Origin of the sequence: Marinobacter sp. ST-43, assembly GCF_030541085.1 — a bacterium.
GTDB lineage: Bacteria > Pseudomonadota > Gammaproteobacteria > Pseudomonadales > Oleiphilaceae > Marinobacter > Marinobacter nauticus.
The window spans coordinates 39,821-65,365 of the sequence record NZ_JASSVO010000014.1; the positions used below are offsets into that span (position 1 = coordinate 39,821).

Here is a 25,545-nt window from a genome sequence, read left to right on the forward strand (position 1 = left end):
CAACTACACTGTCGCTAGCGTAGACGGTCAAAGAGGCTTTTTGATGCACACAGACAACCCCCACAAACCACGTTTTCAGCTCTGGGCAGCCCTAATTGCCGGCATGATTGCGCTGCCGGCGTCCGCCGCCGATGTAGATTACGCCCCTCTGGTGCCCTATGAGGCCCGCTACACCGCCTCCATGTCCAAAGGCGTCAGCCTCAACGGCGAGGGTGTTCGGGAACTGACAGACCAGGGCAATAACGTATGGCTGTACCGTACGGATGTCGACTCTTTCATCGCCGATATCAACGAATCACTGATTTTTCGCTGGGAAGATGGCCAGGTGATTCCCCTGCGCTACCGCTATCACCTCTCCGGTTTCCTGATCAAAGATCGCAAACAGTCCATTGATTTTGACTGGCAGGCAGGCATTGCCACCGGCAGCTATCGTGGCGATAAGTTTGAAGTGGAGTTACGAGACAACACCCTGGACCCCTTGGGCTACCAACTGCAACTCCATCAGGACCTCAAGGCAGGCAAACGCGATGTCACCTACCAGGTGCTGGACAAGGGGGATTACGACGACGACCGCTTTGCTGTCATCGACGAAGATAGCCTGAGCGACAATGGCCGCACCATGAACACCCTGAAGGCGGAAAAAGTCCGGGACGAAGACTCCAAACGCCAGACCCTGATGTGGTTTGATCCGGCCCGGGATTACCTGCTGGTTCGCCTGCTCCAGGTGGAGCCGGACGGCAGCGAGTACGAGCTGAAACTCAAAGACGCAACACTGGCCGATTAATCGGCCAGTCCCTGCTCGGCCCACACCGCTTTTACTTCTTCAGCAATGATTCTCAGGCCCTCAGCCACCCGGGCATCGTCCTGCGAATAGGTGACCCTGAGGCACTCATGGCGATGACGCCAGCCATCCTCGGGCAAGCCCGGGAAGAAGTAATGCCCGGAGACCACCAGTACACCCCGAGCCTTGAGACGCTGATAAAGCTCCAGACTGGAGACCGGCAAATCCGGGAACCAGAGCCACAGGAACATCGCTCCTTCCGGTTTGTGGATGTACCAGCGGCAACTATCTTCGCCCATAGCATCCCGGAACACCGATACCGCCCGCTCCATTTTTTCCTTGTAGAATGGGCAAACCACATCCCGGCTCAGGGACAGAATCTCTCCGGAGCGCACCAGCGGTTCCGCCAGCATCGCACCAAAGCTTCCGGTGGCCAGGTTCATGATGGCGTTGATGCCCGACAACGCCTTGATGATGGACGCCTCGGCAATCACGATCCCGGTTCGCGCCGCTGGCAAGCCCAGCTTGGACAGGCTCAGGCACAGGATGATCTGCTCGTTCCAGGTTGGCTGCGCGTCGACAAACAGCAGGCTTGGAAATGGCGTTCCATAGGCTCCGTCGACAATCAGCGGAATATCATTTTGCCGGGCCAGTTCTTCCAGCCGGGCCAACTCCTCATCGGTAATCACGTTCCCGGTGGGATTGGTTGGCCGGGAGACACAGATAGCGCCGGTTTCTCCGGTCACCTCCACGGCATCGAAATCTACCCGATATTTGAATTCATGGGCATCGGTAAACGAGATGTCCGGCTGCACCGCGTGGAACAGCCCCTGCTCAATACCCGCATCGGCGTAGCCAATGTATTCGGGCGCCAGAGGCAGCAGGATATGCTTGCGATGGCCATCACCGTAGTCGCCGCCAAACATGTTGAACAGCATGAAGAAGGCGGCCTGACTGCCGTTGGTCAGCGCAATGTTTTCAGGCTTCAGACCCCAGCCGTATTCCTGGTTCAACAGATCGGCCAGGGACGCAATAAACTGCTTTTCCCCCTGAGGGGGATCGTAAATACCCACCAGCCGACGTACGTCACCTTCATTGGATGCCATCTCCGCCAGAATGCTCTGAACTCTCTGCTGGATCTCCGGGATGTGGCCGGGGTTACCACCGCCCATCATGATCATGTCTTCACCGGAGGCCATGGCATTCCCGAGATCGTCCATCAGGGAAGTAATGCCGGCATCAGCGGTGAATTTACGACCGAAAGCAGAGAGTTTCATGATTCATTCCGTTCAATTAAGTACTGAGGGAGGTTACAGGCAGTGTAGCTCGGTTGCCTTATGTCAGCCTTCCAGGGAGATTCCCAGATTGCTGACACCGTCGTTGGCGGCACCGGCTCGCAATTCAGCCAGGAAGGCTTCTTTGGGTGTTCGCTGCTTTTTCAGCGCCATGACGGTGTCGCGCTGAAACAGTTTGTCGTCCTTGAGCAGTGGATGGTGCTCAAACACGCGCACCAGTTCGTTTTCATCCAGCCCCTCACCTTCGGACATTTCAACGAAATCCATCACGGTGCGGGTCGCCAGCTGAGAGGCTTCGGTGGCGCGATGCTTGTTCGGGTTCAGACGGTTCAGCAGCGCCTGCTCAAGCAGCTGGCAGAAATCGAAGGCCGGGTAGACACCGTAGGCGTCGTACTCATCTACATTGGGGCACAGGGTTTCTAGCTTACTGAGCAGCTGCGGAATTGCGGCATCGGTCACCTCTTTCTGGAGCATGTCCCAGGCCAGATCGAGCAACTGGCGCATCTTGCCGCCGGTTTTCAGGCCAACGGCGTCGGCGAACAGGGCGTAGTTGGGAAAGGAACGTTCGGCCAGGGCAAGCAGGAAGGCGCATTCGCGCCAGCCCTGCAGCTGTGAGACGGCTTTGAGAAACTGGTTGGCGTTCATGTCCTGGGCAGGGTCACGCCGGTCTGGCCAAGGTACTTGCCGCCGCGGTCTTTGTAGCTGGTTTCACAGATTTCGTCGGATTCGAAGAACAGCATCTGGGCAACGCCTTCGTTGGCGTAGATTTTCGCTGGCAAATTGGTGGTGTTGGAGAATTCCAGGGTTACCTGACCTTCCCACTCCGGCTCCAGCGGGGTGACGTTCACAATGATGCCGCAGCGTGCATAGGTGCTTTTGCCCAGGCAGATAGTAAGTACGCTTCTGGGGATGCGGAAGTATTCAACGGTGCGCGCCAGGGCGAAGCTGTTCGGCGGGATGATGCAGACGTCGCCGGTGTAGTTGACGAAGCTGTTTTCGTCGAAGTTCTTCGGGTCTACGGTGGCGCTGTGGACGTTGGTGAAGATTTTGAATTCGTTGCTGCAACGTACGTCGTAGCCGTAGCTTGAGGTGCCGTAGGAGATGACGCGGCCTTTTTCGCTTTCCCGAACTTGTCCGGCTTCGAAGGGTTCGATCATGCCGTGCTGTTCGGACATCCGGCGGATCCACTTGTCGGATTTGATGCTCATGGGTGAATTCTCGTTTCCAGCTGGGAAAAATTGGGGCGTAGTTTACCTTGTCGTGCGGTGACTGTCGAAGCCTCGACGCTCTCGCTCTTCGCAGCCTGCGAGCAGAACCAAAGGAAGTGTGGGCTGCTTTCCAAAAAACGCTACAGCAGGTGGCTGCGACATCAGGCCCTTCTGTCCAAAAATCGCTACGAGCACTTCCCTGTGCGCTTCTCTCCGGCCATCCATGGCCTCCGACATTTTTGGACAGAAGGGCCTGACGTCGCGATCAGACTGTGGAGTTGAAGTCCCTTTGCACCTGATCTTGGTTAATGCTCAGTTACGGAAACACTGGAAATCGTCCCACCAAGATTCCGCTCGCGGGTGGACAGCTCCGCCCCCACCCTTCTGGCGATGTCCCGATAGCGTCTTGCCACTTCCGAATCCGGCTCGGCGACCACAGTCGGGGCGCCGCTGTCGGTCTGTTCGCGGATGGTCATGTGCAGGGGTAGCTGGCCCAGGAGGGTGGTTTCGTATTCTTCCGCGATGCGTTCGCCACCGCCGTGGCCGAAGAGGGGTTCTTCGTGGCCGCAGTTGCTGCAGATGTGCACGCTCATGTTTTCAACCACGCCCAGCACCGGGATGTCGACTTTGCGGAACATTTCGATGCCTTTCTTGCCGTCCAGCAAGGCGATGTCCTGGGGGGTGGTGACGATGACGGCGCCGGTTACCGGGACTTTCTGGGCCAGGGTGAGCTGGATATCGCCGGTGCCGGGAGGCATGTCGATGATGAGGTAGTCGAGTTCATCCCACAGGGTTTGCTGGAGCAACTGCATCACCGCACCGCTGACCATGGGGCCGCGCCAGACCATGGGGGTTTTGTCGGTGGTGACGAAGGCCATGGAGTTGGCTTGCAGGCCGTGGGCCAGCATGGGGACGAAGTATTTGTTTTCGCGTACGTCCGGGCGTTTGCCTTCGGGTACGCCGAGCATCATGCCGATGCTGGGCCCGTAGATATCGGCGTCAAGGATGCCGACCCGGGCGCCTTCGGCGTGAAGGGCAAGAGCGAGGTTGACGGCGGTGGTGGATTTGCCCACGCCGCCTTTGCCGGAGGCGACTGCGATGATGTTTTTCACACCGGGGACGGCCGGCAGGTCTTTGTTAGTTTTGTAGCTGTGGATTTTCTGGGCTACGTGCACCTCGGCACTTTCAACGCCATCGACAAATTCCAGAGCGTTGGCGACGATCTGTTTCAGGCCACCAGCGATGCCTTTGGAAGGGTATGGCAGTTCGACCATCAGGGTCACGTTGCCGCTGTCGTCTGCGCTCAGGTTTTTCACGGCTCCCAGTTCGTACAGGTCTTTGTTCAGGTAGGGGTCCCGGTATTCGCGAACGGCGGCTTCTAGGGCCTGTTGGGAAATCTGGGTCATCGGGGTCTCCGGAATAAGCTCATAAGCTTGAATGCAGGTGAAAAATGATGGCTCGGAAGGTATCATCTGTGCCCGTTTCTGACCATATGGGGTCTTTACCTGGAACAATCAATTGCGATTGGCGCCGGAACCCCGTTTTTGTCTTTCCAACCCGATTCAACATAAGGTTCGGACATCACCATGACGCAAGCGAGCAAGCAACAGCGCGATATTCTGGTTACCAGCGCCCTGCCCTACGCCAACGGGCCCATTCATCTGGGGCATCTGCTGGAATACATTCAGACCGATATCTGGGTGCGCTTCCAGAACATGCGCGGCCACAACTGCTACTACGTTTGCGCAGACGATGCTCACGGCACCGCCATTATGCTGCGGGCCGAGCGTGAGGGGATTACCCCGGAGCAGCTGATTGACCGGATTCGCCAGGAGCATCAGGAAGATTTCGCGGGCTTTCACATCCGTTTCGACAATTATTACTCCACGCACTCGGAGGAGAATCAGTACTTCTCGGAGTACATCTACCGCCAGCTCAAGGACAATGATCACATTGCCACGCGCAAGATCACGCAGTTCTTTGATCCGGAAAAAGAGATGTTTCTGGCGGATCGTTTCATCAAAGGCACTTGCCCCAAGTGCAAAACCGAAGACCAGTACGGTGATAACTGTGAGGCCTGCGGCGCCACCTACACACCCGCCGAGCTGATCAATCCCCGCTCTGCGGTGTCTGGCGCTACCCCTGTAGAAAAGGAATCCGAGCATTACTTCTTCAAACTGCCGGAGTTCCACGATTTTCTGAGCAAGTGGACCCGCAGCGGTGCTCTGCAACCCCAGGTGGCCAACAAGCTGGCCGAGTGGCTGGATGCGGGCCTGCAGGAGTGGGACATCAGTCGGGATGCGCCCTATTTCGGGTTTGAGATCCCGGATGCACCAGGTAAGTACTTCTACGTTTGGCTGGATGCACCTATCGGCTACCTGGCCAGCTTCAAGAACCTGTGCAACCGCGAGGGCATCGATTTCGAGCATTTCTGGAAGAAGGATTCCAGTGCCGAGGTGTACCATTTTATCGGTAAGGACATCATCAATTTCCATGCCCTTTTCTGGCCGTCAATGCTGCACGATGCGGGCTTCCGCACGCCAACCGCGGTTTGGGCCCATGGCTTCGTGACGGTGAACGGCAAGAAAATGTCCAAGTCCCGCGGCACCTTCATCATGGCCCGGACCTACCTGGACCATCTGAACCCGGAGTACCTGCGCTACTACTTCGCCGCGAAGCTGACCGGCGGTGTGGATGACATGGACCTGAACCTGGAGGACTTTGCCGCCCGGGTGAATTCCGATCTGGTGGGCAAGGTGGTGAACATTGCCAGCCGCAGTGCCGGTTTTATCACCAAGCGCTTTGACGGCAAGCTGGGCAAGGTTACCGAGCAGGACAAGCTGAAAGAGTTTATTGATGCCGGCGAACAGATCGCAGAGTTCTACGAAGCACGTGAGTTCGGCCGCGCCATGCGTCGGATTATGGAGCTGGCAGACATTGCCAACCAGTACGTGAATGATGAGCAGCCCTGGGTGATTGCCAAACAGGACGGCCAGGATGACCAGCTGCAGGCCATCTGTACCAACGCCATCAACATGTTCCGCCTGCTGATGACCTATCTGGCACCGGTACTGCCGAAGACCGCCGATGCAGCCCAGTCGTTCCTGAATTCGCGCCTGGACTGGAACAACCGTGCCGCCCTGCTCGAAAACCACGGCATCGACAAGTTCAAGCCGCTGATGAACCGGGTGGATATGGACCAGATCGAAAAAATGCTGGAGGCCTCCAAAGAGGAACTGCCGGCAGCCCAGGGTGACAGCAAGAAAGAGGCGGCAAAGGATCTCGAACCGATCGCCGAGGAAATCGAGTTCCCGGATTTTGCCAAGGTGGATCTGCGGGTCGTCAAGATTGTCAAAGCAGAGCATGTGGAAGGCGCTGACAAACTTCTTCGACTGACTCTTGACGTGGGGCATGGCGAACGCAACGTGTTTGCTGGTATTAAGTCCGCCTACAAACCGGAAGATCTGGAAGGTCGTATGACCGTGATGGTCGCCAACCTCAAACCCAGAAAGATGAAGTTCGGTATGTCCGAAGGCATGGTACTGGCGGCCGGCCCCGGTGGTAAGGATATCTTCATTCTGTCTCCGGATTCCGGCGCTGTGCCGGGCATGCGGGTGATGTAAAGCAGAGACTGAGACGCTCCGATGACAGAGTATTTACTGATTCTGGTCAGCACCATTCTGGTGAACAACTTTGTGCTGGTGCAGTTCCTGGGGCTGTGCCCTTTCATGGGCGTTTCCGGGAAATTGGAAACCGCCATGGGCATGTCGCTGGCAACCACGTTCGTGCTGACCCTGTCATCGGTGTGCAGTTATCTGGCCTACACCTATCTGCTGGCCCCGCTGGATCTCGCTTTCCTGAAAACCATCACCTTCATCCTTGTGATTGCGGTGGTGGTACAGTTCACCGAAATGGTGGTACGCAAGACCAGTCCGCTGCTGTATCGGGTTCTCGGGATTTTCCTGCCCCTGATCACCACTAACTGCGCGGTATTGGGTGTAGCCCTCCTGAACCTCAACAAAAACAACAACTTCGTGGAATCTGTGCTTTACGGCTTTGGCGCCGCCGTCGGGTTCTCCCTGGTGCTGGTGCTGTTTGCCGCCATGCGCGAGCGCATTGCCGTATCCGATGTGCCGGTGGCCTTCCGGGGCGCGGCTATCGGGATGATTACCGCAGGGCTCATGTCGCTGGCTTTCCTGGGCTTCACCGGCCTGGTCGCGGTCTGACGGAGCGGTTGTTATGTGGACGAGTTTCCTGATTGCCGTTGTGGTCCTGCTGGCGCTTGCCCTGGTCTTTGGCGGGCTACTGGGATTTGCCTCTGAACGGTTCAAGGTTGAAGGTAACCCACTGGTTGACCAGATTGATTCGCTGCTGCCGCAGACACAGTGCGGCCAGTGTGGCTTCCCCGGCTGCCGGCCCTATGCCGAATCCATTGCCAACGGCGACGCCATCAACAAATGTCCGCCCGGTGGTGAAAGCACCATCAAGGCGCTGGCCGACCTGCTGGATGTAGAGCCACAACCGCTGGACGCAGAACACGGTGTTGAGCAGGCCAAGCGGGTGGCAGTTATTCGCGAGGACGAATGCATTGGCTGCACCAAATGCATTCAGGCCTGCCCGGTAGACGCCATCCTGGGCGCCGCCAAGCACATGCACACCGTTATCGAGAGCGAGTGCACCGGCTGTGACTTGTGCGTGGAACCCTGCCCGGTGGATTGCATCGACATGATCACCATCGAGCCGGATATCCGTACCTGGACCTGGACACCTCCAGTGCCCCAAATCATCGCCACCGATCGCCAGGGAGCCAGCGCCTGATGACTCAGCTGTGGGATTTCACCGGCGGCATTCATCCGCCCGAGAACAAGCATCAGTCCACGGCCCGCCCGATCCGCAAGGCCGCCATGCCCGATCGCCTGGTATTGCCATTGCAACAACACATCGGCGAACCGGCAGAGTTGGTGGTTGCGGTGGGCGACCGGGTACTGAAGGGTCAGAAAATCGCAGACGTTACCAATGGCATGGGCGTGCCGGTGCATGCTCCCACTTCGGGGGTGATCGAGGCCATTGAACAACGTCCGGTTCCCCACCCGTCCGGTATGGCGGACTGGTGCGTGGTACTGAAACCGGATGGCGAAGACCAGTGGTGCGCCCTGTCACCGATTGACGATTACAAACAACTTGACCGGGAAGCGGTGCTGCAGCGAATTCGCGAAGCCGGCATTTCCGGCATGGGTGGCGCCGGTTTTCCTACCGATATCAAGCTGAGGCCTCCAAGGGATCGCAAGGTCGATACCCTGATTCTCAACGGCGCGGAATGCGAGCCCTACATCACCGCCGACGACATGACCATGCGCGAGCAGGCCGCCGAGGTGGTTGCAGGCCTGAAAGTGATGGCGTGGATTCTCCGGCCCTCCCGGTGCGTTGTCGGCATTGAAGACAACAAGCCCGAGGCCATTGCCGCCATGCGCAAGGCGGTGGCGGGCACTCAGATTGAAATTGCGGTGGTGCCCACCAAGTACCCGTCTGGTGGTGAAAAACAGTTGATACAGATTCTGACCGGCCAGGAAGTCCCCAGTGGCGGTATTCCGGCCGATATCGGGGTGATGTGCCAGAACATCGGAACTGCCGTCGCCGTGGCCCGTGCTGTCTTTGAGGGCAAGCCGCTGATATCCCGTGTGGTAACCGTTACCGGCGACGCCGTGCGGGAACCCGGCAATTTTGAAGTCCTGATCGGCACGACGATCCATCACCTGCTCGAAACGGCAGGGATGGCGCAGGAACGTCTGGACCGGCTGATTCTTGGCGGCCCCATGATGGGGTATACCCTGACCACCGATTCCGTGCCTGTGGTAAAAACCACCAACTGCGTGATCGCGGCAACCGAGGCAGAACTGCCGGCTCCGCCGCCAGAGCAGCCGTGCATCCGTTGTGGACAGTGCGCCGAGGCGTGCCCCATGGAACTGTTGCCGCAGCAATTGTTCTGGTATTCCAAGGCGGGTGAATTCGAGAAAGCAGAACACCTGAACCTGTTCGACTGCATCGAATGCGGAGCCTGTTCCTATGTCTGCCCCAGCTCCATTCCGTTGGTCCAGTACTATCGGTTTGCCAAAGGCGAGATTCGCACCCAGCGCGCGGAACAGCTGAAAGCGGATCGCGCTCGCGAGCGCTTCGAGGCACGTCAGGCCCGCCTGGAACGGGAGCAACAGGAAAAGGAATTACGGCGCAAGGAGCGGGCCAAGGCTGCTGCCGAAGCTCAGGCCAAAAAGCAGGCGGAAGCCGAAATGGCCGCCGCCGATGGCCAGGCAAGCGACGACCGGGCAGCCAAAGCCGCCCTGGTACAGCAGGCCCTGGAACGCAAGAAGGCCAAAACAGCCGCCGACACCAAAGAGCAACCGGTACCGAGCAGCACTGAAGTGGCCGATGACAAACCCGACATAGAGGCGCTGGAGAAGCAACTCACCCAGGCAGAAGCCAAGCTCAACACCATGCAGGGCATGCTCGATGAGGCCCGGTCTCAGCAGGCGGATAATGTTGAGAAACTGGAACGTGCTGTCGCCAAGAACCATGATCGGGTGCAACGGGCTCAGCAGGCGCTTGATCAGGCTCGCAAGCAAGTGGCGGAAGAACCCGCGTCGTCTCAATAATTCAATCAGGCTGGAACTTCATGGCTCTTGTTCAACAGTCCTCACCCCACGCTCGTCGCGCGCGGCCCACGTCACAGGTCATGCTCTGGGTCATTCTGGCCGCTCTGCCCGGCCTGCTGGCCCAGACTCTGTTCTTTGGCTGGGGCAACCTGATCAATGTCATCTGGTGCATTGCCCTGGCGCTGGGCTCTGAAGCCGCCTTCCTGAAGCTGCGCGGCAAACCCGTCGCCTTTTTCCTGCGTGACAACACCGCAGCGGTCACCGGCCTGCTGCTGGGGCTATCCCTGCCCCAGTTCACGCCCTGGTGGGTATCCGGTATTGCCGTGGTCTCAGCAATCGTAGTGGCCAAGCAGCTGTACGGTGGTCTGGGCTCCAATCCCTTTAACCCGGCCATGGTGGGCTATGCCCTGGCATTGATCTCGTTTCCGGTCGCCATGACCACCAACTGGGCCGAAGCGGCCACGCTCTGGGGCGGCGCACCCGGCTTAGGTGAAACCCTCGCGAAGATTTTCACTGGAAGCCAGACCGCCGTCGACGGCTGGACCATGGCAACACCGCTGGACGAATACAAACACAAGATTGCCAGTCACACGTCAGTGGAAGTACTCGGCCACCCCACCTTTGGCGACCTGATTGCCCGGGGCTGGGAGTGGGTCAATCTGGCCTTCCTGGCCGGCGGCGTCCTGCTGATCGCCCTTAGAATCATAACCTGGCATATTCCGGTTGCCTTCCTGGCCGGTATTGCCGCCATGAGCCTGGCCTTTGGCAGCAACGCCGACCAGTACGCGCCTTTGCAACTGCACCTGCTGGCCGGTGGTACCATGCTTGGCGCGTTCTTTATTGCCACCGACCCGGTTTCGGCAGCCACCAGCCATCAGGGCAAGCTGATATACGGTGCCGGCATCGGTATCCTGGTGTACCTCATTCGCAGTTGGGGTAACTATCCCGATGCAGTCGCGTTCAGCGTGCTACTGATGAACTTCGCGGTCCCGTTTATCGACCATTACACACCACCCCGCACTTACGGCCATCACAAGGCCCGCCGGGGTGTCCCGGGCCGGAGTGGAGGTTGACCATGAGTGCAGTAACCACCGCCATCCGTCGAAGCGCCATCGGCCTGGGCCTGTTTGCCATTATTACCGGCGGCACCATTGCCCTGACTCAGGGGCTGACCAAAGACCGGATTCAGGAGCAGGCTGCCCGCGCCGAGGCCAGGGCACTGTTCGAGATTATTCCGGAAAGCCAGCATGATAATGACCTGCTGAAAGATGTGGTCGCCCTGCCCGCCAGCGAGCGGCTACCCGTTGAAGGCCCCTTGCGGGCCTGGGTTGCCCGAAAAGACGGCCGACCTATCGGCATGATACTGCCCACCGTGGCGCCAGACGGCTACTCCGGGAATATCCGCCTGTTGGTTGGCCTGGATCTTCAAGGCCGGGTGTTGGGCGTTCGGGTCACCAGTCATAAGGAAACACCGGGGCTCGGCGATCGTATCGAGACCCGCAAGTCTGACTGGATCTATGGGTTTGACGGTAAGTCTCTCGGTAATCCTGCCCCCAACGCCTGGAACGTGAAGAAGAACGGTGGCATCTTCGACCAGTTCACCGGTGCCACCATCACTCCGAGAGCGGTGGTGAAAGCGGTACAGAAAACCCTGGTCTATTTTCGCCAGAACCGTGAGATCATCCGCGAACGGGTGAACGCGCCCCCGGAGCCCGGTAAACGCCGCCTGTCTCCGGAAGCCATTGCCGCCGATACTCAACCAGCGGAGCACTCCTGATCATGAGCACGAAAACGTCCAGCGAAATCATCAAGGATGGCCTCTGGCACAACAACCCTGCCCTGGTACAGGTTCTCGGGTTGTGTCCGCTGCTTGCCGTCACCAGCACGGTCGTCAACGCCATCGGCCTGGGCCTGGCCACACTATTGGTGTTGATGGGCTCAAACCTGTCGGTCTCTCTTATCCGGAACTTCGTCAGCGAATCCGTTCGACTGCCGGCGTTCGTCATGATCATTGCCTCGTTCGTAACCTGCGCCGAACTGCTGATGCAGGCGTTTACCTATGAGCTGTACCAGATTCTCGGCATCTTCATCCCGCTGATCGTTACCAATTGCGCCATTCTTGGCCGTGCCGATGCCTTTGCTTCCAAGAATCCACCGTTACCGGCCATTCTGGACGGCGCCATGATGGGGATCGGCTTCCTGGCGGTATTGATAACGCTGGGCGCCATGAGGGAACTGGTCGGCCAGGGCACGTTGTTCGCCGACATGCACCTGCTCCTCGGCCCCATGGCGGCGGACTGGGTCATCCGGCCGTTCGAACAGTACCCCGACATGCTGTTCATGGTGCTTCCACCAGGCGCCTTTGTGGGCCTCGGGTTGTTGATTGCCCTGAAGAATGGCATCGACAATCACGTCAAAGAACGCAGAAAAGCCGCCGAACCCGCTCCGGCCAGCACAGGTAGCAAACGTGTGCGCGTAACCGGCACTATTTCCTGAACCAGATCGGGCCAGCATGAACAAAGAAAAACGTACCGAGATTTTCTCCCGGTTGCGGGAGGCTAACCCCAATCCGACCACAGAGCTCAATTACAGCACGCCATTTGAGCTACTGATTGCGGTCATTCTCTCCGCTCAGGCCACAGACGTAGGCGTGAACAAGGCCACCGACAAGCTGTTCCCGGTAGCGAACACGCCCGAGGCCATTCTTGCCCTGGGCGTTGACGGCCTGAAGGAATACATCAAGACCATCGGCCTGTTTAACAGCAAGGCCGAGAATGTGATCAAGACCTGCCGCATTCTGATCGAGAAACACGGCAGTGAAGTCCCGGCCCGGCGGGAAGACCTGGAAGCCTTGCCCGGCGTCGGCCGTAAAACGGCTAATGTGGTGCTGAACACAGCGTTCCGGCAGCCAGCCATGGCCGTGGACACCCACATTTTCCGGGTCTCCAACCGTACCGGTATCGCGCCGGGCAAGAATGTACTGGAAGTCGAGAAACGCTTGGTCAGGCTGGTGCCGAAAGAGTTCCTGATGGACGCTCACCACTGGCTGATCCTGCACGGCCGGTATACCTGCACAGCCCGAAAGCCGAAATGTGGCGCCTGCATAATTGAGGATCTGTGCGAATTCAAGCAAAAGCGGGACTACCAGTAAACTGTCTTGAAAGCGAACTGACAGGAACAAAAAAGCCGGCGAATGCCGGCTTTTTCAGATCTGGGTTGCGATCAACGCTGGCCCAGCATTTTCTCTTTCAGGTCTTCCTGGGCGGGCTTGTCTGACAGCCAGATACCAAACAGCGCCTTCTTGAACTCCAGGCCACCAACGGTATCTTTCTGCTCGCCGTTCTTGAGTACGCGAACGCCTTCGCCGGGCAGGTAAACCAGATCAAACACATCACCTTCGGTGATCTCTTCCTGGAATACCGCCATGAACTGGTCCACATCCGACTGGATAGCAGACAGGTCACCATCGGTGGATGCCTTGAAGCCGTCCATGGTCGCCTCGGTCATGCGCTCGCTGGTGATCATCCCCGAGGTAATGTGCAGCGTGATGGCCTGGGGCTCATCAGCGTTGATAACCGCTTCGCCATCGCTCACCTGTTCAGGTACATAGAGACCACCCACATAAAGATCCATAAACCACTTGGAACGGGTGCCGGCGCCATTGAGCTTGAGTTCCTGCCCCATGGCAGAATAGGTATCGGGCACATCGACGTCCCCTACGGTCAGGGCGGAAGCCGGGGCTGACAGAACACCGGTTAGCAAAAGGGATGCAAATCCTGCAGTAAGAGCCTTCTTCATAGTCCTTTCCTTTCGATCGTTATTATTGAGTGTTTCATTCGACACCAGGGCGACTCCCTAGATCTGCCCGGTGGCCCATTCTAACAACGAACTTTGCGGGCTGATCGCCACCTGGTTCTCATTTGCCGCCACATTTAACAAAAAAGCCGACCATGTTTCCATGGCCGGCTTTTTCACTGATCTCGTCAATCCAGTCTATTTGAACAGCAGACTTCCGGACAATCCCTCTTTCTCAAGGATCTCCCGCAGGCGACGCAAGGCTTCCACCTGAATCTGCCGCACCCTTTCCCGGGTCAGGCCAATCTCCTGGCCAACCTCTTCCAGGGTACTGATGGGATAGCCCCTCAGCCCGAAACGGCGGGAAAGCACTTCCTGCTGTTTGTCGCTGAGCTGATCAATCCACTTCTCCAGGCATGAACACATGTTGTTGTCCTGCAGCAGATCCGCAGGATCCGACGCGCCCTCATCGGCCACGGTATCCATCAGGGACTTGTCACTGCCAGCCCCGATCGGAGTGTCCATGGAGGCAACGCGCTCGTTGAGGCCGAGCATGCGTTTTACGTCGTCAACCGGCTTGTCGACCATGCGGGCAATTTCTTCCGCGGTCGGTTCATGGTCCAGTTTCTGGGTCAGCTCACGGGCGGCCCGCAGGTACAGGTTCAATTCCTTGACCACATGAATCGGCAGACGGATGGTGCGGGTCTGGTTCATGATGGCTCGTTCGATGGTCTGGCGAATCCACCAGGTAGCGTAGGTGGAGAAACGGAATCCACGCTCGGGATCGAACTTCTCAACCGCCCGAATCAGCCCCAGGTTGCCTTCCTCGATCAGATCAAGCAGTGTCAGCCCACGGTTGACGTAGCGGCGCGCAATCTTGACCACCAACCGGAGATTACTCTCGATCATGCGCTTACGGCCGCTCTCTTCGCCTTTACGGGCAAGCCGCGCGAAGTACACCTCTTCTTCCGGAGTAAGCAGGGGAGAAAAACCAATTTCGTTGAGGTACAGCTGAGTGGCATCCAGCTGCTTCTGGTTGGAGTAGTACTTTCCCTGTGCGGGAAATCCGTCTTCGACTTCTGCAGTTTCGTCTTCAGCAGAAGCTTTTTCAGGCTTGTCTTCGGCTAACAGTTGATCGTCGGCGTCTTCCAGATCTGCTACGCGATCAATGATGATATCTTCCTGTTCTACTGACATTGTTTACCCCGCCTCTCAATAATCCTGTTGTCACCCGCTACTTCTTTTTATTCCGGGAGTGTTTCAGTTTTGGTTTTCTTCAGGACATTTACTTGTTGGCTGGCAATTACCGTTGCCGTTTTTGTTCTTCTGTTTCGCGGTTTCAGTCAGGCTGTTGGGTAATACCCTCCGGGCCTCGGGCCCGTGCGCGTTTTTCAGCGCCTTGGCAAATACCTGGATGGATCTACCGGGTTGCCATTCTTGCGTATCTCGAAATGCAACTTCGGTTTGTCGGTTCCGGTATTGCCCAGTTCGGCGATTACCTGTCCAGCTTTCACACCCTCCCCTTCCTTTACGAGAATTTTCCGATTGTGTGCGTAGGCGCTCAAATAATGTTCGTTATGGTTCACGATAATCAGATTGCCATAACCTAGCAACCCGTTTCCTGCGTATACCACGCTTCCATCAGCCGCCGCCTTGACAGCATCACCGGGATTGCCGGCGATATCAATGCCTTTATTGACTTTGCCAGACGAAGAAAAGTTTGCAATTACAGTGCCAGAATGCGGCCAGTGCCACCGCACATTGGCCACCACCTGACTAACGGATGACCTGGCCGTCGGAGCGGAGGTCGCGGGTTTGGCAGCCGGTTTCGACACCGTCGCGCGGGCACCTGAACGGGAAGGGGGTGGTGATGCCGCGGGCCTGGAGGGCGCGGTCGTCCGCGCGGTCCGGGGGATCGTGCCCTTGCGATCGAGTCGAAGCACCTGCCCCGGACGAATATTCCAGGGCGGCCCGATGCCATTGGCATTACCCAGCTCCCGATAGTCCCGGCCGTACTGCCAGGCGATCCGATACAGGGTTTCGCCCTTTTTGACCACATGGGAGCCCCAGTAAACCGGGGGGTTATACAGATCGTCCTGATAGATTGCACTGGTATTGCAGCCAGAGAGCACAAGCACGGCGACGACCAGAAGCGCCGTCATGAGGGCCCGGAACAATGGAGGGCTCCGGCGCTCAGAAGCCGGGACTTCAGACCACCAAACGGGGAAATGCTCAAATTGAATGCGCCCGTTAAAAAGAGTCACGTATTAAAAGCTGCCCGGTTATGAAAAATCCGTCTTAAGAATAGCCCTGATTTTATCCAGTTTCTTATCATTCAGGACTAACTTACTAATATATTGCACGATTATCGGGCAATTCCAAGTTACCCTGTGCACAGGATTGTTACCCTCGGGAACAGTCTTTTTGTGCGCCAGGTAACGCTTTCTCTTGCTCAGGCAGAACCACTCTCCGCAGGCGTTGCCTTTTTGCCGACCAATTCAATCACTAATACCAACGCCAGCCCGAGCGCCGCCATTAACACCGCTAGCAGAATCTGGGGATCCTGCCCGTAAAGCGTTGTCCAGGTTTCCGGTGTCACCGGGGTCTGGCTCAACGGTACCTGATGCCCGGCACTGTTGGTACGCCAGCTGAGGGTTTCCTGCCAGGGCCAAACCTTACTCAAGGCGCCCACCATAAAGCCGGTGAGCAGCGCTAACACAGTGTCGTGAAAATGCCGAAAGGCCAGCGTAATCAGGCGCGCAACCGACAACAACCCAATCAGGCAACCCAGCACAAACAGCCCCAGATGGATCAGTTCAAGATTTTTGATCGCGGCAAGAACGGGGGCGTACATGCCGATAATCAACAGCAGGAAGCTGCCAGAGATTCCGGGCAGAATCATGGCGCAGATGGCCAGCGCGCCAGCTCCAAGGAAGGCAATACCCGTGGGCGCAAGTTCACTGGCCGGCAAGGTCGTCACCCACCAGGCAAAGACAGCCCCCGCCACAAACGGCACGAGCAAACCGGCCCGAGGGCGCTGGATCTGCTGACCAACATGCCAGACCGAGGCCACGATCAAACCGAAAAAGAAGCTCCATATCAGAACCGGCTGGGTTTCGAGCAACCAGGTAATAACAGAGGCCAGACTGGCAACACTCGAGACAATCCCCGCCAGCAGGCACACCAGAAATGTTCCGTCGATGGCTCGCCAGAAGCCGGCCACATTACCCCGCACCAGTTGGCGCACAAAGGCTACGGGCGCGGCACTGATGGCCTCCAGCAAGCGGAAGTAGATACCGGTGATGAAGGCAATGGTGCCACCGGAAACACCTGGCACAATATCCGCGGCACCCATCGCCATGCCCCTCAGAAATATCGCAGGCAGGCGGTGATGATACTCAGTCTGGTTTTGGTCTGTTTCCGACACCGACGGTTCTGACATTAACGGATAACTCCCCCCAACAAAGGCACAAAATGCACCGGTTCAAGGTTGTGGCGCTCAAAGCGATTGCCTTTGCGGATAATCTCAACCAACACCTGATTCTCTTCCCCCACCGGGGCTATCAGCACGCCACCATCGGCCAGCTGATCCAGCAGTTCTCTGGGAACTTCCACCGGGGCTGCCGTTACGATGATGCCATCGAAGGGCCCTCGTTCTGGCCAGCCCATACCACCATCCGCATGTTTAAGCAGGACATTGCGCACGTTTAACTGGCGCAGCCGGTCCCGGGCGCGATCCTGGAGCGGGCGGATACGCTCAACACTGTAGATCTCGGGGAACAGTTGCGAAAGCACGGCCGTCTGGTAGCCGGAGCCGGTCCCCAGTTCCAGCACCCGTTGCGGCGCATGGGCCAGCAACAGCTCAGTCATCCGGGCGACGATGTAGGGTTGGGAAAGAGTCTGGCCATGCCCGATGGGCAGCGAGGTATCCTCGTAGGCCCGGTGTGACAACGCTTCGTCCAGAAAGATATGCCGGGGCACCTGGCCAATCACCTCAAGCACCCGGTCAGACTCTATTCCCCCCTCACGTAGACGCTGCACCAGACGCATGCGCGTGCGCCGTGAGGTCATGCCGATGCCTTCGAGCTGGGCCGTCATGACTGACCTCCGGTAGTCATATCCAGACCGTCAACCCATTCCCTGAGGCCGGACAAGGCTTCGTGCCGGGTCATATCGATGTGCACCGGGGTGATGGACACATAGCCCTCACGCACCGCATGAAAATCCGTACCCGGGCCTGCATCTCCGCCCTGCCCCGCTGCCCCTATCCAGTATCTCTGCTTGCCTCTCGGGCAGGTCATCGGCACCGCACCCTCGGCCCGTTCACGGTGTCCCAGACGGGTCACGCGGAACCCGCTAAGCTGTTCCCAGGGCAGATCCGGCACATTTACATTGAGAATGGAACGGGGGCCCAGTTTCAGGGCCTGCTTGTACTCCAGCAACAGCCGCACTACCCGGGCAGCCGTGTCGTAATGGAAGTGGCCATTGTTGACCAGCGATACAGCAATGGCAGGCAGCCCCAGATGGCGCCCTTCTGTAGCAGCAGCCACTGTGCCCGAGTAGATGATGTCATCACCAAGATTGGCGTGGGTATTGATGCCCGACACCACCCGATCAAACGCCTTTTCGAACAAACCGTTAACGGCCAGATGCACGCAATCTGTCGGCGTTCCGTCGACAGACCGGAAACCGTTGGGATGCTGCTCTACCGTAAGAGGCCGGTTCAGTGTCAGGGCATTACTGGCACCGCTGTGATCCCGGTCCGGGGCAACAACTTCCAGCTCCCCCAGGCCCTTCAGACCCTCATACAGCGCCACCAGACCCGGCGAATGAACGCCATCGTCGTTGGACAACAGAATTCGCACAATTATCTCCGCTAGCCTTACTACTTGTTATCACGGCTGAGGCTCAGGTCCTCAAGCTCGAAAAGATCACCCAATACCGTTGTGGCATATTGCCCGGGCGACAACACAAACTGAATTCTCAGGGTGGTGGTATCCAGCCACTGCCATTTGAACTCTCCCGGGCGGGCTACCAGGGGGCGACGCTCCGGTTTCATGCGGGTGGACTGGAACAACCTGGCCAACCCCGGGCAGGCATCCACCACACCACGCTCAAGGGCTTCCTGCTCGCCCGAGGCCAGCGTACCGCCATCGCCCCACAGTGGTCCGGTTGGCCCGGCACCTGAGGGTTCCGGCTCTCCCGGCAACACCTCAGTCCAGGTTCGATTGCTGACCCGCTCCGCAAGTACCTGATTGAACAGCCAGGAACGTGCCGCCGAAAAGTACAATACGTTTTTCGACGCGCTTCTGCCAGCGCGTCCGCGCTTGCGATTGAGCCGTGAGGGATCAATCTGTACAGCACGGTCGAGATTCGCTCCCTGAAAACCGAACCGCTGGGGGCCAAAATAATTGGGGGCGCCCTGACTCGCCAACCGCGCAAGCCCGGCTTCCACAAGCTCGCGCTGGCCCGTCACATTGCGCAGCACAATCTCAAAACCATTGGCCTGATGATCGCCGCGCCTCAGTTTGCGGGAATGGCGAACCGCGGCCCGAACCGGCCAACGCTGGCCAACCTCTGCCATCAACGCCTGATCGTCCGCTTCCTGGCCAGGCCGATAAAGACTGAACCACTGAACCGTCACCGCATGCCGATCTTTCAGGCCACAGAAACCAACATCGAAAGAACGACAGCCCGCCAGTGCCGCCAGCTCCCGGGCGACGTACTCGGTATTGTCACCGGTTTTCTCCAGCCGCAGGCAAAGGTGCTCACCGTCGCCGGATACCTCAACCGGACCTGGCGCCGCGGCATCGTCCTCCCGCTCCGGCCAGAGCAACTCCGTAACCCGGAAATCCTCTGGCGACGTTTTCAGTTCAGCACGACCAACCCGGGCTCCGCCAGACACCGGCCAGTCCAACAGCCACTGAGAATCCTCACTCACTGGGAAACCGCCTCAAGCAGACACACCGCCTGACAGGCAATACCTTCCCCTCGCCCGGTAAAACCCAGCTTTTCTGTGGTGGTGGCTTTCACGCTCACCCGATTAGCAGGCACCCCCAGATCCTCGGCAATATTCATCCGCATCGCCTCTATATGGGGCGCCATTTTCGGCGCCTGGGCAATGATTGTGGTATCAATATTGGTAACCGCGTAACCCTCATCCAGCACCCGCTGCATCACCCGCCGCAACAAGTCCCGGCTGTCTGCGCCGGCCCACTCCTCGCTGGAATCCGGAAAGAAATGGCCAATATCACCCAGCGCCACCGCACCCAACAGCGCATCCGCAAGCGCATGCAACAGAACATCCCCGTCCGAGTGCGCCATGAGACCGTGGCTATGGGGAATTGTCACACCCCCAAGAATGACAGAATCGCCCTCACAGAAGGCATGGACATCAAAGCCCTGACCAATGCGCATGATCATCTCCGAAAACAGAACAGAATGCAGGGAATCACTGACGCCCGAGGATAAACTCCGCCAACGCCAGATCCGAGGGGACCGTAATCTTCAGATTATCCGGGCGCCCTTCCACCAGAACCGGCATGTTACCGGAAAACTCCATGGCAGAGGACTCATCCGTAATCGCCTGGCCACGTTCCAGACACAATGACAACGCCTGTTTTAACGCTCCGAACCGGAACATCTGCGGCGTCAACGCCCGCCACAACCGGCTCCGGTCAATGGTCTCACTCACCACCGGCAATGATCCGGCCTCCGCAAGCTTCAACGTGTCCGCCACCGGCGCAGCCAGCAAACCACCCACCGGATGCTCAGACAAGGTCTCAATCAGACGGGACAGATCTTCAGAATGAACACATGGCCGCGCCGCATCATGTACCAGCACCCAGTCATTATCCGCCGCCTGCCCCTCCAGGGCTACCAGAGCCGACAACACCGAATCCGCCCGTTCTTTGCCCCCAGTACAGGTCTGCACCCGATCATCCCTCGCCGACTCACTCTCCGGCCACCAGTGGTCCTTCGGATTCAGCGGCACCATACAACCTTTAAACGGGGCGTTGTCCAACAAACGGGACAGGGTGATATCCAGGATGAAACGGTTATTGATTTTGAGGTATTGCTTGGGGCATTCGGCGTTCATGCGCTGGCCGATACCGGCGGCGGGGACAATAAGCCAAAGATCTGCATTTTTCATGGGACGGCACTTCAAAGGTCAGGTGAGCGTCGGGGAGTGTCTCTCCGGGAATTTCGAAGGCCAGGGATGGCCTGAGAGAAGCGCACATGGATGTGCTTGTAGCGGTTCCCGGAGAGACACTCCCCGGCGCTCGCACCACCCGGGTCTGAAATCAATTTTCAACAACGAGAAAGAACGTCTCATCCTCACGAATCAGGCCAAGATTCATCCGGGCCCGCTCCTCAACGGCGCCCTGCTCATTGCGAAGATTCCGCACCTCCGCATAAAGCCGGTCATTCCGGGCCGCCAACTCGGCATTCTCTTCCCGCTGCTCGGCAATCGACTGCTCCAGGGCCCACACCTGCGCAAAACTGCCCTCCCCGATCCACAGGCGAACCTGCAGCAGGAGTATCAGCACTACCAGAATGGCCCAAAGCGATTTCATGCCGAATCCGTACAGAAAATGAACAACAAAATAAACGAGTCGAGGGTCAAGTATAGACCTTATAGTAGATTAGCAACAATTTTCTGTAAGTCACTGTACAAAAAGGCCATCGTGTCTGAATTTTCATTCAGAACGCGATGGCCTTAACATTTTGTTACCTGCCGGAATGGACCGGCAGGTCAGAAAACGTCGCTAATCCTCAACCCTGACCTTTGATTTCGCTCAGGCCACGGTATGGTGCCTTGCCTTCCAGCGCCTCTTCAATACGCAGCAGCTGGTTGTACTTGGCAACCCGGTCGGAACGACACAGAGAACCAGTTTTGATCTGGCCAGCACAGGTAGCTACGGCCAGATCCGCAATGGTGGTATCTTCGGTTTCACCGGAGCGGTGAGAAATGACCGCCGTGTAGCCAGCATCCTGAGCCATCTTGATGGCATCCAGAGTCTCGGTCAGGCTACCGATCTGATTGAACTTGATCAGAATGGAATTACCAATGCCCTTCTCGATACCCTGCTTCAGAATCTTGGTATTGGTGACAAAAAGGTCATCCCCGACCAGTTGAACCTTGCTGCCCAGTTTGTCGGTCAGCACTTTCCAGCCGTCCCAGTCGCTCTCGTCCATACCATCTTCGATGGACACAATCGGGTAACGGTCGCACAGGCCGGACAGGTAATCGGCAAAGCCTTCGGAATCGAAGCTCTTGCCTTCACCAGACAGCTGGTACTGGCCATCTTTGTAAAACTCGGAAGAGGCACAGTCCAGCGCCAGAGTGACGTCTTTGCCCAGTTCATAACCGGCTTTCTCGACGGCTTCCTTGATCGCCGCCAGGGCTGCTTCGTTGGACGGCAGGTTGGGTGCAAAACCGCCTTCGTCGCCTACGGCTGTATTCAGGCCCTGGGCCTTCAGCACTTTCTTGAGGCTATGGAAGATTTCGGCACCAACGCGCAGGGCTTCACCGAAGCTGTTCACGGAGACCGGCTGGACCATGAATTCCTGGATGTCGACGTTGTTGTCGGCGTGCTCACCACCGTTGAGGATGTTCATCATCGGCACCGGCATGGAGAACTTGCCGGAGGTGCCGTTTACATCGGCGATGTGCTCATACAGAGGCTTGCCCAGGGAGATCGCTGCGGCTTTGGCGGCAGCCAGGGATACGGCCAGGATGGCGTTGGCGCCCAGGTTGGCTTTGTTTTCGGTGCCGTCCAGGTCGATCATGATCTGGTCCAGACTGCGCTGGTCGGCGGCATCTTTACCCAGCAGGGCGTCACGAATCTGACCGTTGATGGCTTCAACGGCTTTGCGAACACCTTTACCGAGGTAACGGGAGGCGTCACCATCGCGCAGTTCCAGAGCTTCGCGGGAACCGGTAGAGGCGCCGGACGGCGCGCAAGCGCGGCCCAGGGTGGCGTCTTCCAGGATGACGTCTGCTTCCACGGTGGGGTTACCACGGGAATCCAGAACCTCACGGGCTTTGATGTTGGCAATCTTGGTCATTCGAAAATTTCTCCAGATTTTCAGTATCTAAACACTAAGTTGTCTATCAAGCTGGTGCCAGAGCGATCAACTGGAACGACTTTGCGAAAACCGCTACAAGCACATCCATGTGCGCTTATTTCGGGCCATCCATGGCCCTCAAAATTTTCGCAAAGTCGTTCCAGTCGCTCGCTCCCAAACTATTCAGTATGCAGTCTCTTAAACACCAACACCGCCAATCAGGCGGTGTCGATAGGTTTAAAACTTTTTACCAGATCGTCGACAGCTTTCACTCGCTCAAGGAACGGTTCCAGCTGGCTCAGGCGCAAGGCGCAGGGGCCATCGCATTTGGCGTTATCCGGGTCTGGGTGAGCCTCAAGGAACAGGCCCGCCAGGCTTTGGGACATGCCCGCCAGGGCCAGGTCGGTGACCTGGGCTCGGCGGCCACCGGCGGAGTCGGCCCGACCGCCCGGCATCTGCAGGGCGTGGGTGACGTCGAAGAACACCGGCACATTCATCTGTTTCATGATGCCAAAGCCGAGCATGTCCACCACCAGGTTGTTGTAGCCGAAGCTGGTGCCGCGTTCGCAGAGGATGATCTGGTCGTTGCCGGCTTCTTCGCACTTGGTGATGATATGCTTCATTTCCTGGGGTGCCAGGAACTGGGCTTTCTTGATGTTGATTACCGCACCGGTTTTGGCCATGGCCACCACCAGGTCAGTCTGGCGACTCAGGAAAGCAGGCAACTGTATGATGTCGCAGACTTCCGCCGCCGGGGCAGCCTGGCCGGGCTCGTGCACGTCCGAGATGATCGGTACGCCATACTTGCTCTTGATATCAGCCAGGATCTGCAACCCCTTGTCGAGGCCGGGGCCGCGGAAGGAGTTGACGGATGAGCGGTTGGCTTTGTCGAAGGACGCCTTGAATACGTACGGGATGCCCAGACGAGTGCAGACATCCACATACTTTTCCGCCACTTCAAACGCCAGTTCCCTGGACTCAAGCACGTTCATGCCGCCGAACAGCACAAACGGCCTATCGTTGGCGATCTCGATGCCCGAGACGTTCAGGTTGCTGCGCACCATAATCAGGATCCTTTCTTGTTCGCCAGCGCGGCTTCAACAAAGCCCTTGAACAGCGGATGGCCGTCGCGGGGTGTTGAGGTAAATTCCGGGTGGAACTGGCAGGCAACAAACCAGGGGTGGTTCGGCGCCTCCACCACTTCAACCAGTTTGCCATCGGCAGAGCGGCCGGAGATTTGCAGGCCTGCTTCTTCCAGTCTCGGCAGGAAGTGGTTGTTGACTTCGTAACGGTGACGATGGCGCTCACGGATGGTCTTCTTGCCGTAGCAGCCAACGATGGTGGAGCCTTCAGTCAGTACACAATCCTGGGCACCCAGACGCATGGTGCCGCCCAGGTCGGATTCCTCGGTGCGCTCTTCTTTTTCACCGGTGGCATCGAGCCATTCGGTGATCAGGCCGACAACTGGCTCCGGTGTGTGTTCACGGAATTCCGTGCTGTGGGCGTCTTTCAGGCCTGCCACGTTGCGGGCGTATTCGATAACCGCCACCTGCATACCCAGGCAGATGCCCAGATACGGCACCTTGTTTTCACGGGCGTATTGAACAGTGCGGATCTTGCCTTCCACGCCACGCTCACCAAAGCCACCGGGCACCAGAATGGCATCGGCGGATTCCAGCACGGAGGTGCCGTCGCGTTCGATGTCTTCGGAGTCGATGTAGTTGATGTTGACCTTGGTGCGTGTCTTGATACCGGCGTGCAGCAGGGATTCGATCAGGGACTTGTAGGCGTCCAGCAGCTCCATGTATTTGCCGACCATGGCGATGGTGACTTCGTCCTGCGGATTCATCAGTGAATCCACAACCGCGTCCCATTCGCTCAGGTCTGCTTCACGAGCATCCAGGCCGAAGCGTTCGATAACCAACTGGTCCAGACCGTATTCGTGCAGCATGCGCGGAATGGCGTAGATGGACCTGGCATCCTGCATCGGGATGACCGCACGCTCTTCCACGTTGGTGAACAGGGCAATCTTGCGACGGGAGCTGGCGTCTACTTCGTGCTCAGAGCGGCACAGCAGGATATCCGGCTGCAGGCCGATGGAGCGCATTTCTTTCACGGAATGCTGAGTCGGCTTGGTTTTGATCTCGCCGGCGGTAGCAATGTAAGGAACCAGCGTCAGGTGCATGAACAGTGCACGCTGGGAGCCTACTTCCACCTTCAGCTGACGGCAGGCTTCCAGGAACGGCAGGGATTCGATATCACCTACCGTGCCACCGACTTCAATCAGTGCCACGTCGGCACCCGCTGCGCCTTCCACCACACGGCGTTTGATTTCGTCGGTGATGTGCGGAATGACCTGAACGGTACCACCCAGATAATCGCCCCGACGCTCCTTGCGAATAACCTCTTCGTACACCCGGCCGGTGGTGAAGTTATTGCGTTTGGTCATTGGAGTGCGAATGAAACGCTCGTAGTGGCCAAGGTCGAGGTCGGTTTCCGCGCCATCTTCGGTGACGAAAACCTCACCGTGCTGGAACGGGCTCATGGTGCCGGGGTCCACGTTGATGTACGGGTCCAGCTTGAGAATGGTGACCTTCAGGCCGCGTGCCTCAAGGATGGCTGCCAGTGAGGCAGACGCAATACCTTTCCCCAATGAGGACACGACACCGCCGGTGACGAAAATATAACGCGTCATGCAGATTCCGTGATTATCTGGTTCGGTGAAGGAGGGAGATTATTCATCTCAA

Annotated in this window: 26 protein-coding genes; 9 read left to right on the forward strand and 17 right to left on the reverse strand. The window is 57.8% G+C overall.

What is annotated here, in order from left to right:
• Window positions 1-43 precede the first annotated feature (43 nt).
• Window positions 44-784, forward strand: a complete 741-nt coding sequence (locus QPL98_RS14945) for a DUF3108 domain-containing protein (RefSeq protein WP_023007882.1) — start codon at window positions 44-46, stop codon at window positions 782-784.
• Here QPL98_RS14945 and QPL98_RS14950 read toward each other — a convergent pair.
• From QPL98_RS14950 to apbC, 4 genes are all read right to left on the reverse strand, one after another.
• Complete coding sequence (locus QPL98_RS14950) at window positions 781-2,058, reverse strand: valine--pyruvate transaminase (RefSeq protein WP_303293529.1); 1,278 nt, start codon at window positions 2,056-2,058, stop codon at window positions 781-783. The genes QPL98_RS14945 and QPL98_RS14950 overlap by 4 nt on opposite strands.
• A gap of 63 nt (window positions 2,059-2,121) precedes the next feature.
• Window positions 2,122-2,721, reverse strand: a complete 600-nt coding sequence (locus QPL98_RS14955; RefSeq protein WP_303293530.1) for a YjaG family protein — start codon at window positions 2,719-2,721, stop codon at window positions 2,122-2,124.
• A complete protein-coding gene (dcd, locus tag QPL98_RS14960; RefSeq protein WP_011784457.1) occupies window positions 2,718-3,284 on the reverse strand; it encodes a dCTP deaminase in 567 nt (188 codons plus the stop codon). The genes QPL98_RS14955 and dcd overlap by 4 nt, the downstream gene beginning before the upstream one ends.
• Before the next feature lie 305 nt (window positions 3,285-3,589).
• A complete protein-coding gene (gene apbC / locus QPL98_RS14965) occupies window positions 3,590-4,690 on the reverse strand; it encodes an iron-sulfur cluster carrier protein ApbC (RefSeq protein WP_022991706.1) in 1,101 nt (366 codons plus the stop codon).
• Between the two features lie 180 nt (window positions 4,691-4,870).
• On the opposite strand from apbC, the gene metG reads away from it, so the two are divergent.
• From metG to nth, 8 genes are read left to right on the forward strand one after another with little or no spacing between them, the layout of a single operon-like run.
• Window positions 4,871-6,907 (forward strand): methionine--tRNA ligase, encoded by a 2,037-nt coding sequence (gene metG, locus QPL98_RS14970; RefSeq protein ID WP_023007885.1) that lies wholly within the window; start codon window positions 4,871-4,873, stop codon window positions 6,905-6,907.
• Between the two features lie 21 nt (window positions 6,908-6,928).
• Window positions 6,929-7,510: an electron transport complex subunit RsxA gene (rsxA, locus tag QPL98_RS14975; protein WP_014421904.1), complete on the forward strand. Its 582-nt coding sequence runs from the start codon at window positions 6,929-6,931 to the stop codon at window positions 7,508-7,510.
• Window positions 7,511-7,523: 13 nt separating this feature from the next.
• Entirely contained in the window at window positions 7,524-8,102 is a 579-nt protein-coding gene (rsxB, locus tag QPL98_RS14980; protein ID WP_023007886.1) for an electron transport complex subunit RsxB, read from the forward strand.
• On the forward strand, window positions 8,102-9,931 hold the full coding sequence (rsxC, locus tag QPL98_RS14985) for an electron transport complex subunit RsxC (protein WP_303293531.1): 1,830 nt from the start codon (window positions 8,102-8,104) through the stop codon (window positions 9,929-9,931). The genes rsxB and rsxC overlap by 1 nt, the downstream gene beginning before the upstream one ends.
• Window positions 9,932-9,951: 20 nt before the next feature.
• Entirely contained in the window at window positions 9,952-11,004 is a 1,053-nt protein-coding gene (rsxD, locus tag QPL98_RS14990) for an electron transport complex subunit RsxD (RefSeq protein WP_031211406.1), read from the forward strand.
• Between the two features lie 2 nt (window positions 11,005-11,006).
• A complete protein-coding gene (rsxG, locus tag QPL98_RS14995; protein WP_031211407.1) occupies window positions 11,007-11,708 on the forward strand; it encodes an electron transport complex subunit RsxG in 702 nt (233 codons plus the stop codon).
• A gap of 2 nt (window positions 11,709-11,710) precedes the next feature.
• Window positions 11,711-12,427, forward strand: a complete 717-nt coding sequence (locus QPL98_RS15000) for an electron transport complex subunit E (protein WP_022991700.1) — start codon at window positions 11,711-11,713, stop codon at window positions 12,425-12,427.
• 16 nt (window positions 12,428-12,443) lie between these two features.
• The gene (gene nth, locus QPL98_RS15005; protein WP_014421910.1) at window positions 12,444-13,082 is read left to right on the forward strand and encodes an endonuclease III; all 639 of its coding nucleotides are present in this window, start codon (window positions 12,444-12,446) and stop codon (window positions 13,080-13,082) included.
• 71 nt (window positions 13,083-13,153) lie between these two features.
• Here nth and QPL98_RS15010 read toward each other — a convergent pair whose 3' ends face one another.
• The 13 genes from QPL98_RS15010 to QPL98_RS15070 form a co-directional block, all read right to left on the reverse strand.
• Window positions 13,154-13,729: a chalcone isomerase family protein gene (locus tag QPL98_RS15010; protein WP_011784447.1), complete on the reverse strand. Its 576-nt coding sequence runs from the start codon at window positions 13,727-13,729 to the stop codon at window positions 13,154-13,156.
• A gap of 195 nt (window positions 13,730-13,924) precedes the next feature.
• Window positions 13,925-14,923, reverse strand: coding sequence for an RNA polymerase sigma factor RpoS (gene rpoS, locus QPL98_RS15015; protein ID WP_011784446.1), 999 nt, complete (start codon window positions 14,921-14,923; stop codon window positions 13,925-13,927).
• A gap of 194 nt (window positions 14,924-15,117) precedes the next feature.
• Window positions 15,118-15,903 carry a peptidoglycan DD-metalloendopeptidase family protein gene (locus tag QPL98_RS15020; protein ID WP_023011372.1) on the reverse strand — a complete coding sequence of 262 codons (786 nt, stop codon included), beginning with the start codon at window positions 15,901-15,903 and terminating at the stop codon, window positions 15,118-15,120.
• Between the two features lie 275 nt (window positions 15,904-16,178).
• On the reverse strand, window positions 16,179-17,168 hold the full coding sequence (locus tag QPL98_RS15025) for a DUF368 domain-containing protein (protein WP_023011373.1): 990 nt from the start codon (window positions 17,166-17,168) through the stop codon (window positions 16,179-16,181).
• The gene (locus tag QPL98_RS15030) at window positions 17,168-17,824 is read right to left on the reverse strand and encodes a protein-L-isoaspartate(D-aspartate) O-methyltransferase (RefSeq protein WP_014421914.1); all 657 of its coding nucleotides are present in this window, start codon (window positions 17,822-17,824) and stop codon (window positions 17,168-17,170) included. Before QPL98_RS15030 ends, QPL98_RS15025 begins: the two co-directional genes overlap by 1 nt.
• Window positions 17,821-18,591: a 5'/3'-nucleotidase SurE gene (surE, locus tag QPL98_RS15035; RefSeq protein WP_303293532.1), complete on the reverse strand. Its 771-nt coding sequence runs from the start codon at window positions 18,589-18,591 to the stop codon at window positions 17,821-17,823. The genes QPL98_RS15030 and surE overlap by 4 nt, the downstream gene beginning before the upstream one ends.
• Window positions 18,592-18,611: 20 nt before the next feature.
• On the reverse strand, window positions 18,612-19,667 hold the full coding sequence (truD, locus tag QPL98_RS15040; RefSeq protein ID WP_303293533.1) for a tRNA pseudouridine(13) synthase TruD: 1,056 nt from the start codon (window positions 19,665-19,667) through the stop codon (window positions 18,612-18,614).
• Entirely contained in the window at window positions 19,664-20,143 is a 480-nt protein-coding gene (ispF, locus tag QPL98_RS15045; protein ID WP_011784440.1) for a 2-C-methyl-D-erythritol 2,4-cyclodiphosphate synthase, read from the reverse strand. Before ispF ends, truD begins: the two co-directional genes overlap by 4 nt.
• Window positions 20,144-20,177: 34 nt before the next feature.
• Window positions 20,178-20,879, reverse strand: a complete 702-nt coding sequence (gene ispD, locus QPL98_RS15050; RefSeq protein ID WP_011784439.1) for a 2-C-methyl-D-erythritol 4-phosphate cytidylyltransferase — start codon at window positions 20,877-20,879, stop codon at window positions 20,178-20,180.
• Between the two features lie 151 nt (window positions 20,880-21,030).
• On the reverse strand, window positions 21,031-21,303 hold the full coding sequence (locus QPL98_RS15055) for a septum formation initiator family protein (protein WP_011784438.1): 273 nt from the start codon (window positions 21,301-21,303) through the stop codon (window positions 21,031-21,033).
• A gap of 199 nt (window positions 21,304-21,502) precedes the next feature.
• The gene (eno, locus tag QPL98_RS15060; protein ID WP_303293534.1) at window positions 21,503-22,798 is read right to left on the reverse strand and encodes a phosphopyruvate hydratase; all 1,296 of its coding nucleotides are present in this window, start codon (window positions 22,796-22,798) and stop codon (window positions 21,503-21,505) included.
• A 218-nt stretch (window positions 22,799-23,016) separates the two neighbouring features.
• On the reverse strand, window positions 23,017-23,862 hold the full coding sequence (kdsA, locus tag QPL98_RS15065; protein WP_303293535.1) for a 3-deoxy-8-phosphooctulonate synthase: 846 nt from the start codon (window positions 23,860-23,862) through the stop codon (window positions 23,017-23,019).
• Window positions 23,863-23,864: 2 nt separating this feature from the next.
• Window positions 23,865-25,493, reverse strand: coding sequence for a CTP synthase (locus QPL98_RS15070; protein ID WP_022991690.1), 1,629 nt, complete (start codon window positions 25,491-25,493; stop codon window positions 23,865-23,867).
• Window positions 25,494-25,545 lie beyond the last annotated feature (52 nt).

Excerpts from the sequence above, each read along its gene's own strand:
- rsxA (WP_014421904.1), top strand. The coding sequence starts at position 6,929 with ATGACAGAGTATTTACTGATTCTGGTCAGCACCATTCTGGTGAACAAC.
- QPL98_RS15055 (WP_011784438.1), bottom strand. The coding sequence starts at position 21,303 with ATGAAATCGCTTTGGGCCATTCTGGTAGTGCTGATACTCCTGCTGCAG.
- ispF (WP_011784440.1), bottom strand. The coding sequence starts at position 20,143 with ATGCGCATTGGTCAGGGCTTTGATGTCCATGCCTTCTGTGAGGGCGAT.
- rsxD (WP_031211406.1), top strand. The coding sequence starts at position 9,952 with ATGGCTCTTGTTCAACAGTCCTCACCCCACGCTCGTCGCGCGCGGCCC.
- rsxB (WP_023007886.1), top strand. The coding sequence starts at position 7,524 with ATGTGGACGAGTTTCCTGATTGCCGTTGTGGTCCTGCTGGCGCTTGCC.
- dcd (WP_011784457.1), bottom strand. The coding sequence starts at position 3,284 with ATGAGCATCAAATCCGACAAGTGGATCCGCCGGATGTCCGAACAGCAC.
- rsxG (WP_031211407.1), top strand. The coding sequence starts at position 11,007 with ATGAGTGCAGTAACCACCGCCATCCGTCGAAGCGCCATCGGCCTGGGC.
- eno (WP_303293534.1), bottom strand. The coding sequence starts at position 22,798 with ATGACCAAGATTGCCAACATCAAAGCCCGTGAGGTTCTGGATTCCCGT.
- rsxC (WP_303293531.1), top strand. The coding sequence starts at position 8,102 with ATGACTCAGCTGTGGGATTTCACCGGCGGCATTCATCCGCCCGAGAAC.
- QPL98_RS14945 (WP_023007882.1), top strand. The coding sequence starts at position 44 with ATGCACACAGACAACCCCCACAAACCACGTTTTCAGCTCTGGGCAGCC.
- QPL98_RS15030 (WP_014421914.1), bottom strand. The coding sequence starts at position 17,824 with ATGACGGCCCAGCTCGAAGGCATCGGCATGACCTCACGGCGCACGCGC.
- nth (WP_014421910.1), top strand. The coding sequence starts at position 12,444 with ATGAACAAAGAAAAACGTACCGAGATTTTCTCCCGGTTGCGGGAGGCT.
- QPL98_RS15000 (WP_022991700.1), top strand. The coding sequence starts at position 11,711 with ATGAGCACGAAAACGTCCAGCGAAATCATCAAGGATGGCCTCTGGCAC.
- ispD (WP_011784439.1), bottom strand. The coding sequence starts at position 20,879 with ATGAAAAATGCAGATCTTTGGCTTATTGTCCCCGCCGCCGGTATCGGC.
- kdsA (WP_303293535.1), bottom strand. The coding sequence starts at position 23,862 with ATGGTGCGCAGCAACCTGAACGTCTCGGGCATCGAGATCGCCAACGAT.
- QPL98_RS14950 (WP_303293529.1), bottom strand. The coding sequence starts at position 2,058 with ATGAAACTCTCTGCTTTCGGTCGTAAATTCACCGCTGATGCCGGCATT.
- metG (WP_023007885.1), top strand. The coding sequence starts at position 4,871 with ATGACGCAAGCGAGCAAGCAACAGCGCGATATTCTGGTTACCAGCGCC.
- apbC (WP_022991706.1), bottom strand. The coding sequence starts at position 4,690 with ATGACCCAGATTTCCCAACAGGCCCTAGAAGCCGCCGTTCGCGAATAC.
- QPL98_RS15070 (WP_022991690.1), bottom strand. The coding sequence starts at position 25,493 with ATGACGCGTTATATTTTCGTCACCGGCGGTGTCGTGTCCTCATTGGGG.
- QPL98_RS15010 (WP_011784447.1), bottom strand. The coding sequence starts at position 13,729 with ATGAAGAAGGCTCTTACTGCAGGATTTGCATCCCTTTTGCTAACCGGT.
- QPL98_RS15025 (WP_023011373.1), bottom strand. The coding sequence starts at position 17,168 with ATGTCAGAACCGTCGGTGTCGGAAACAGACCAAAACCAGACTGAGTAT.
- rpoS (WP_011784446.1), bottom strand. The coding sequence starts at position 14,923 with ATGTCAGTAGAACAGGAAGATATCATCATTGATCGCGTAGCAGATCTG.
- QPL98_RS14955 (WP_303293530.1), bottom strand. The coding sequence starts at position 2,721 with ATGAACGCCAACCAGTTTCTCAAAGCCGTCTCACAGCTGCAGGGCTGG.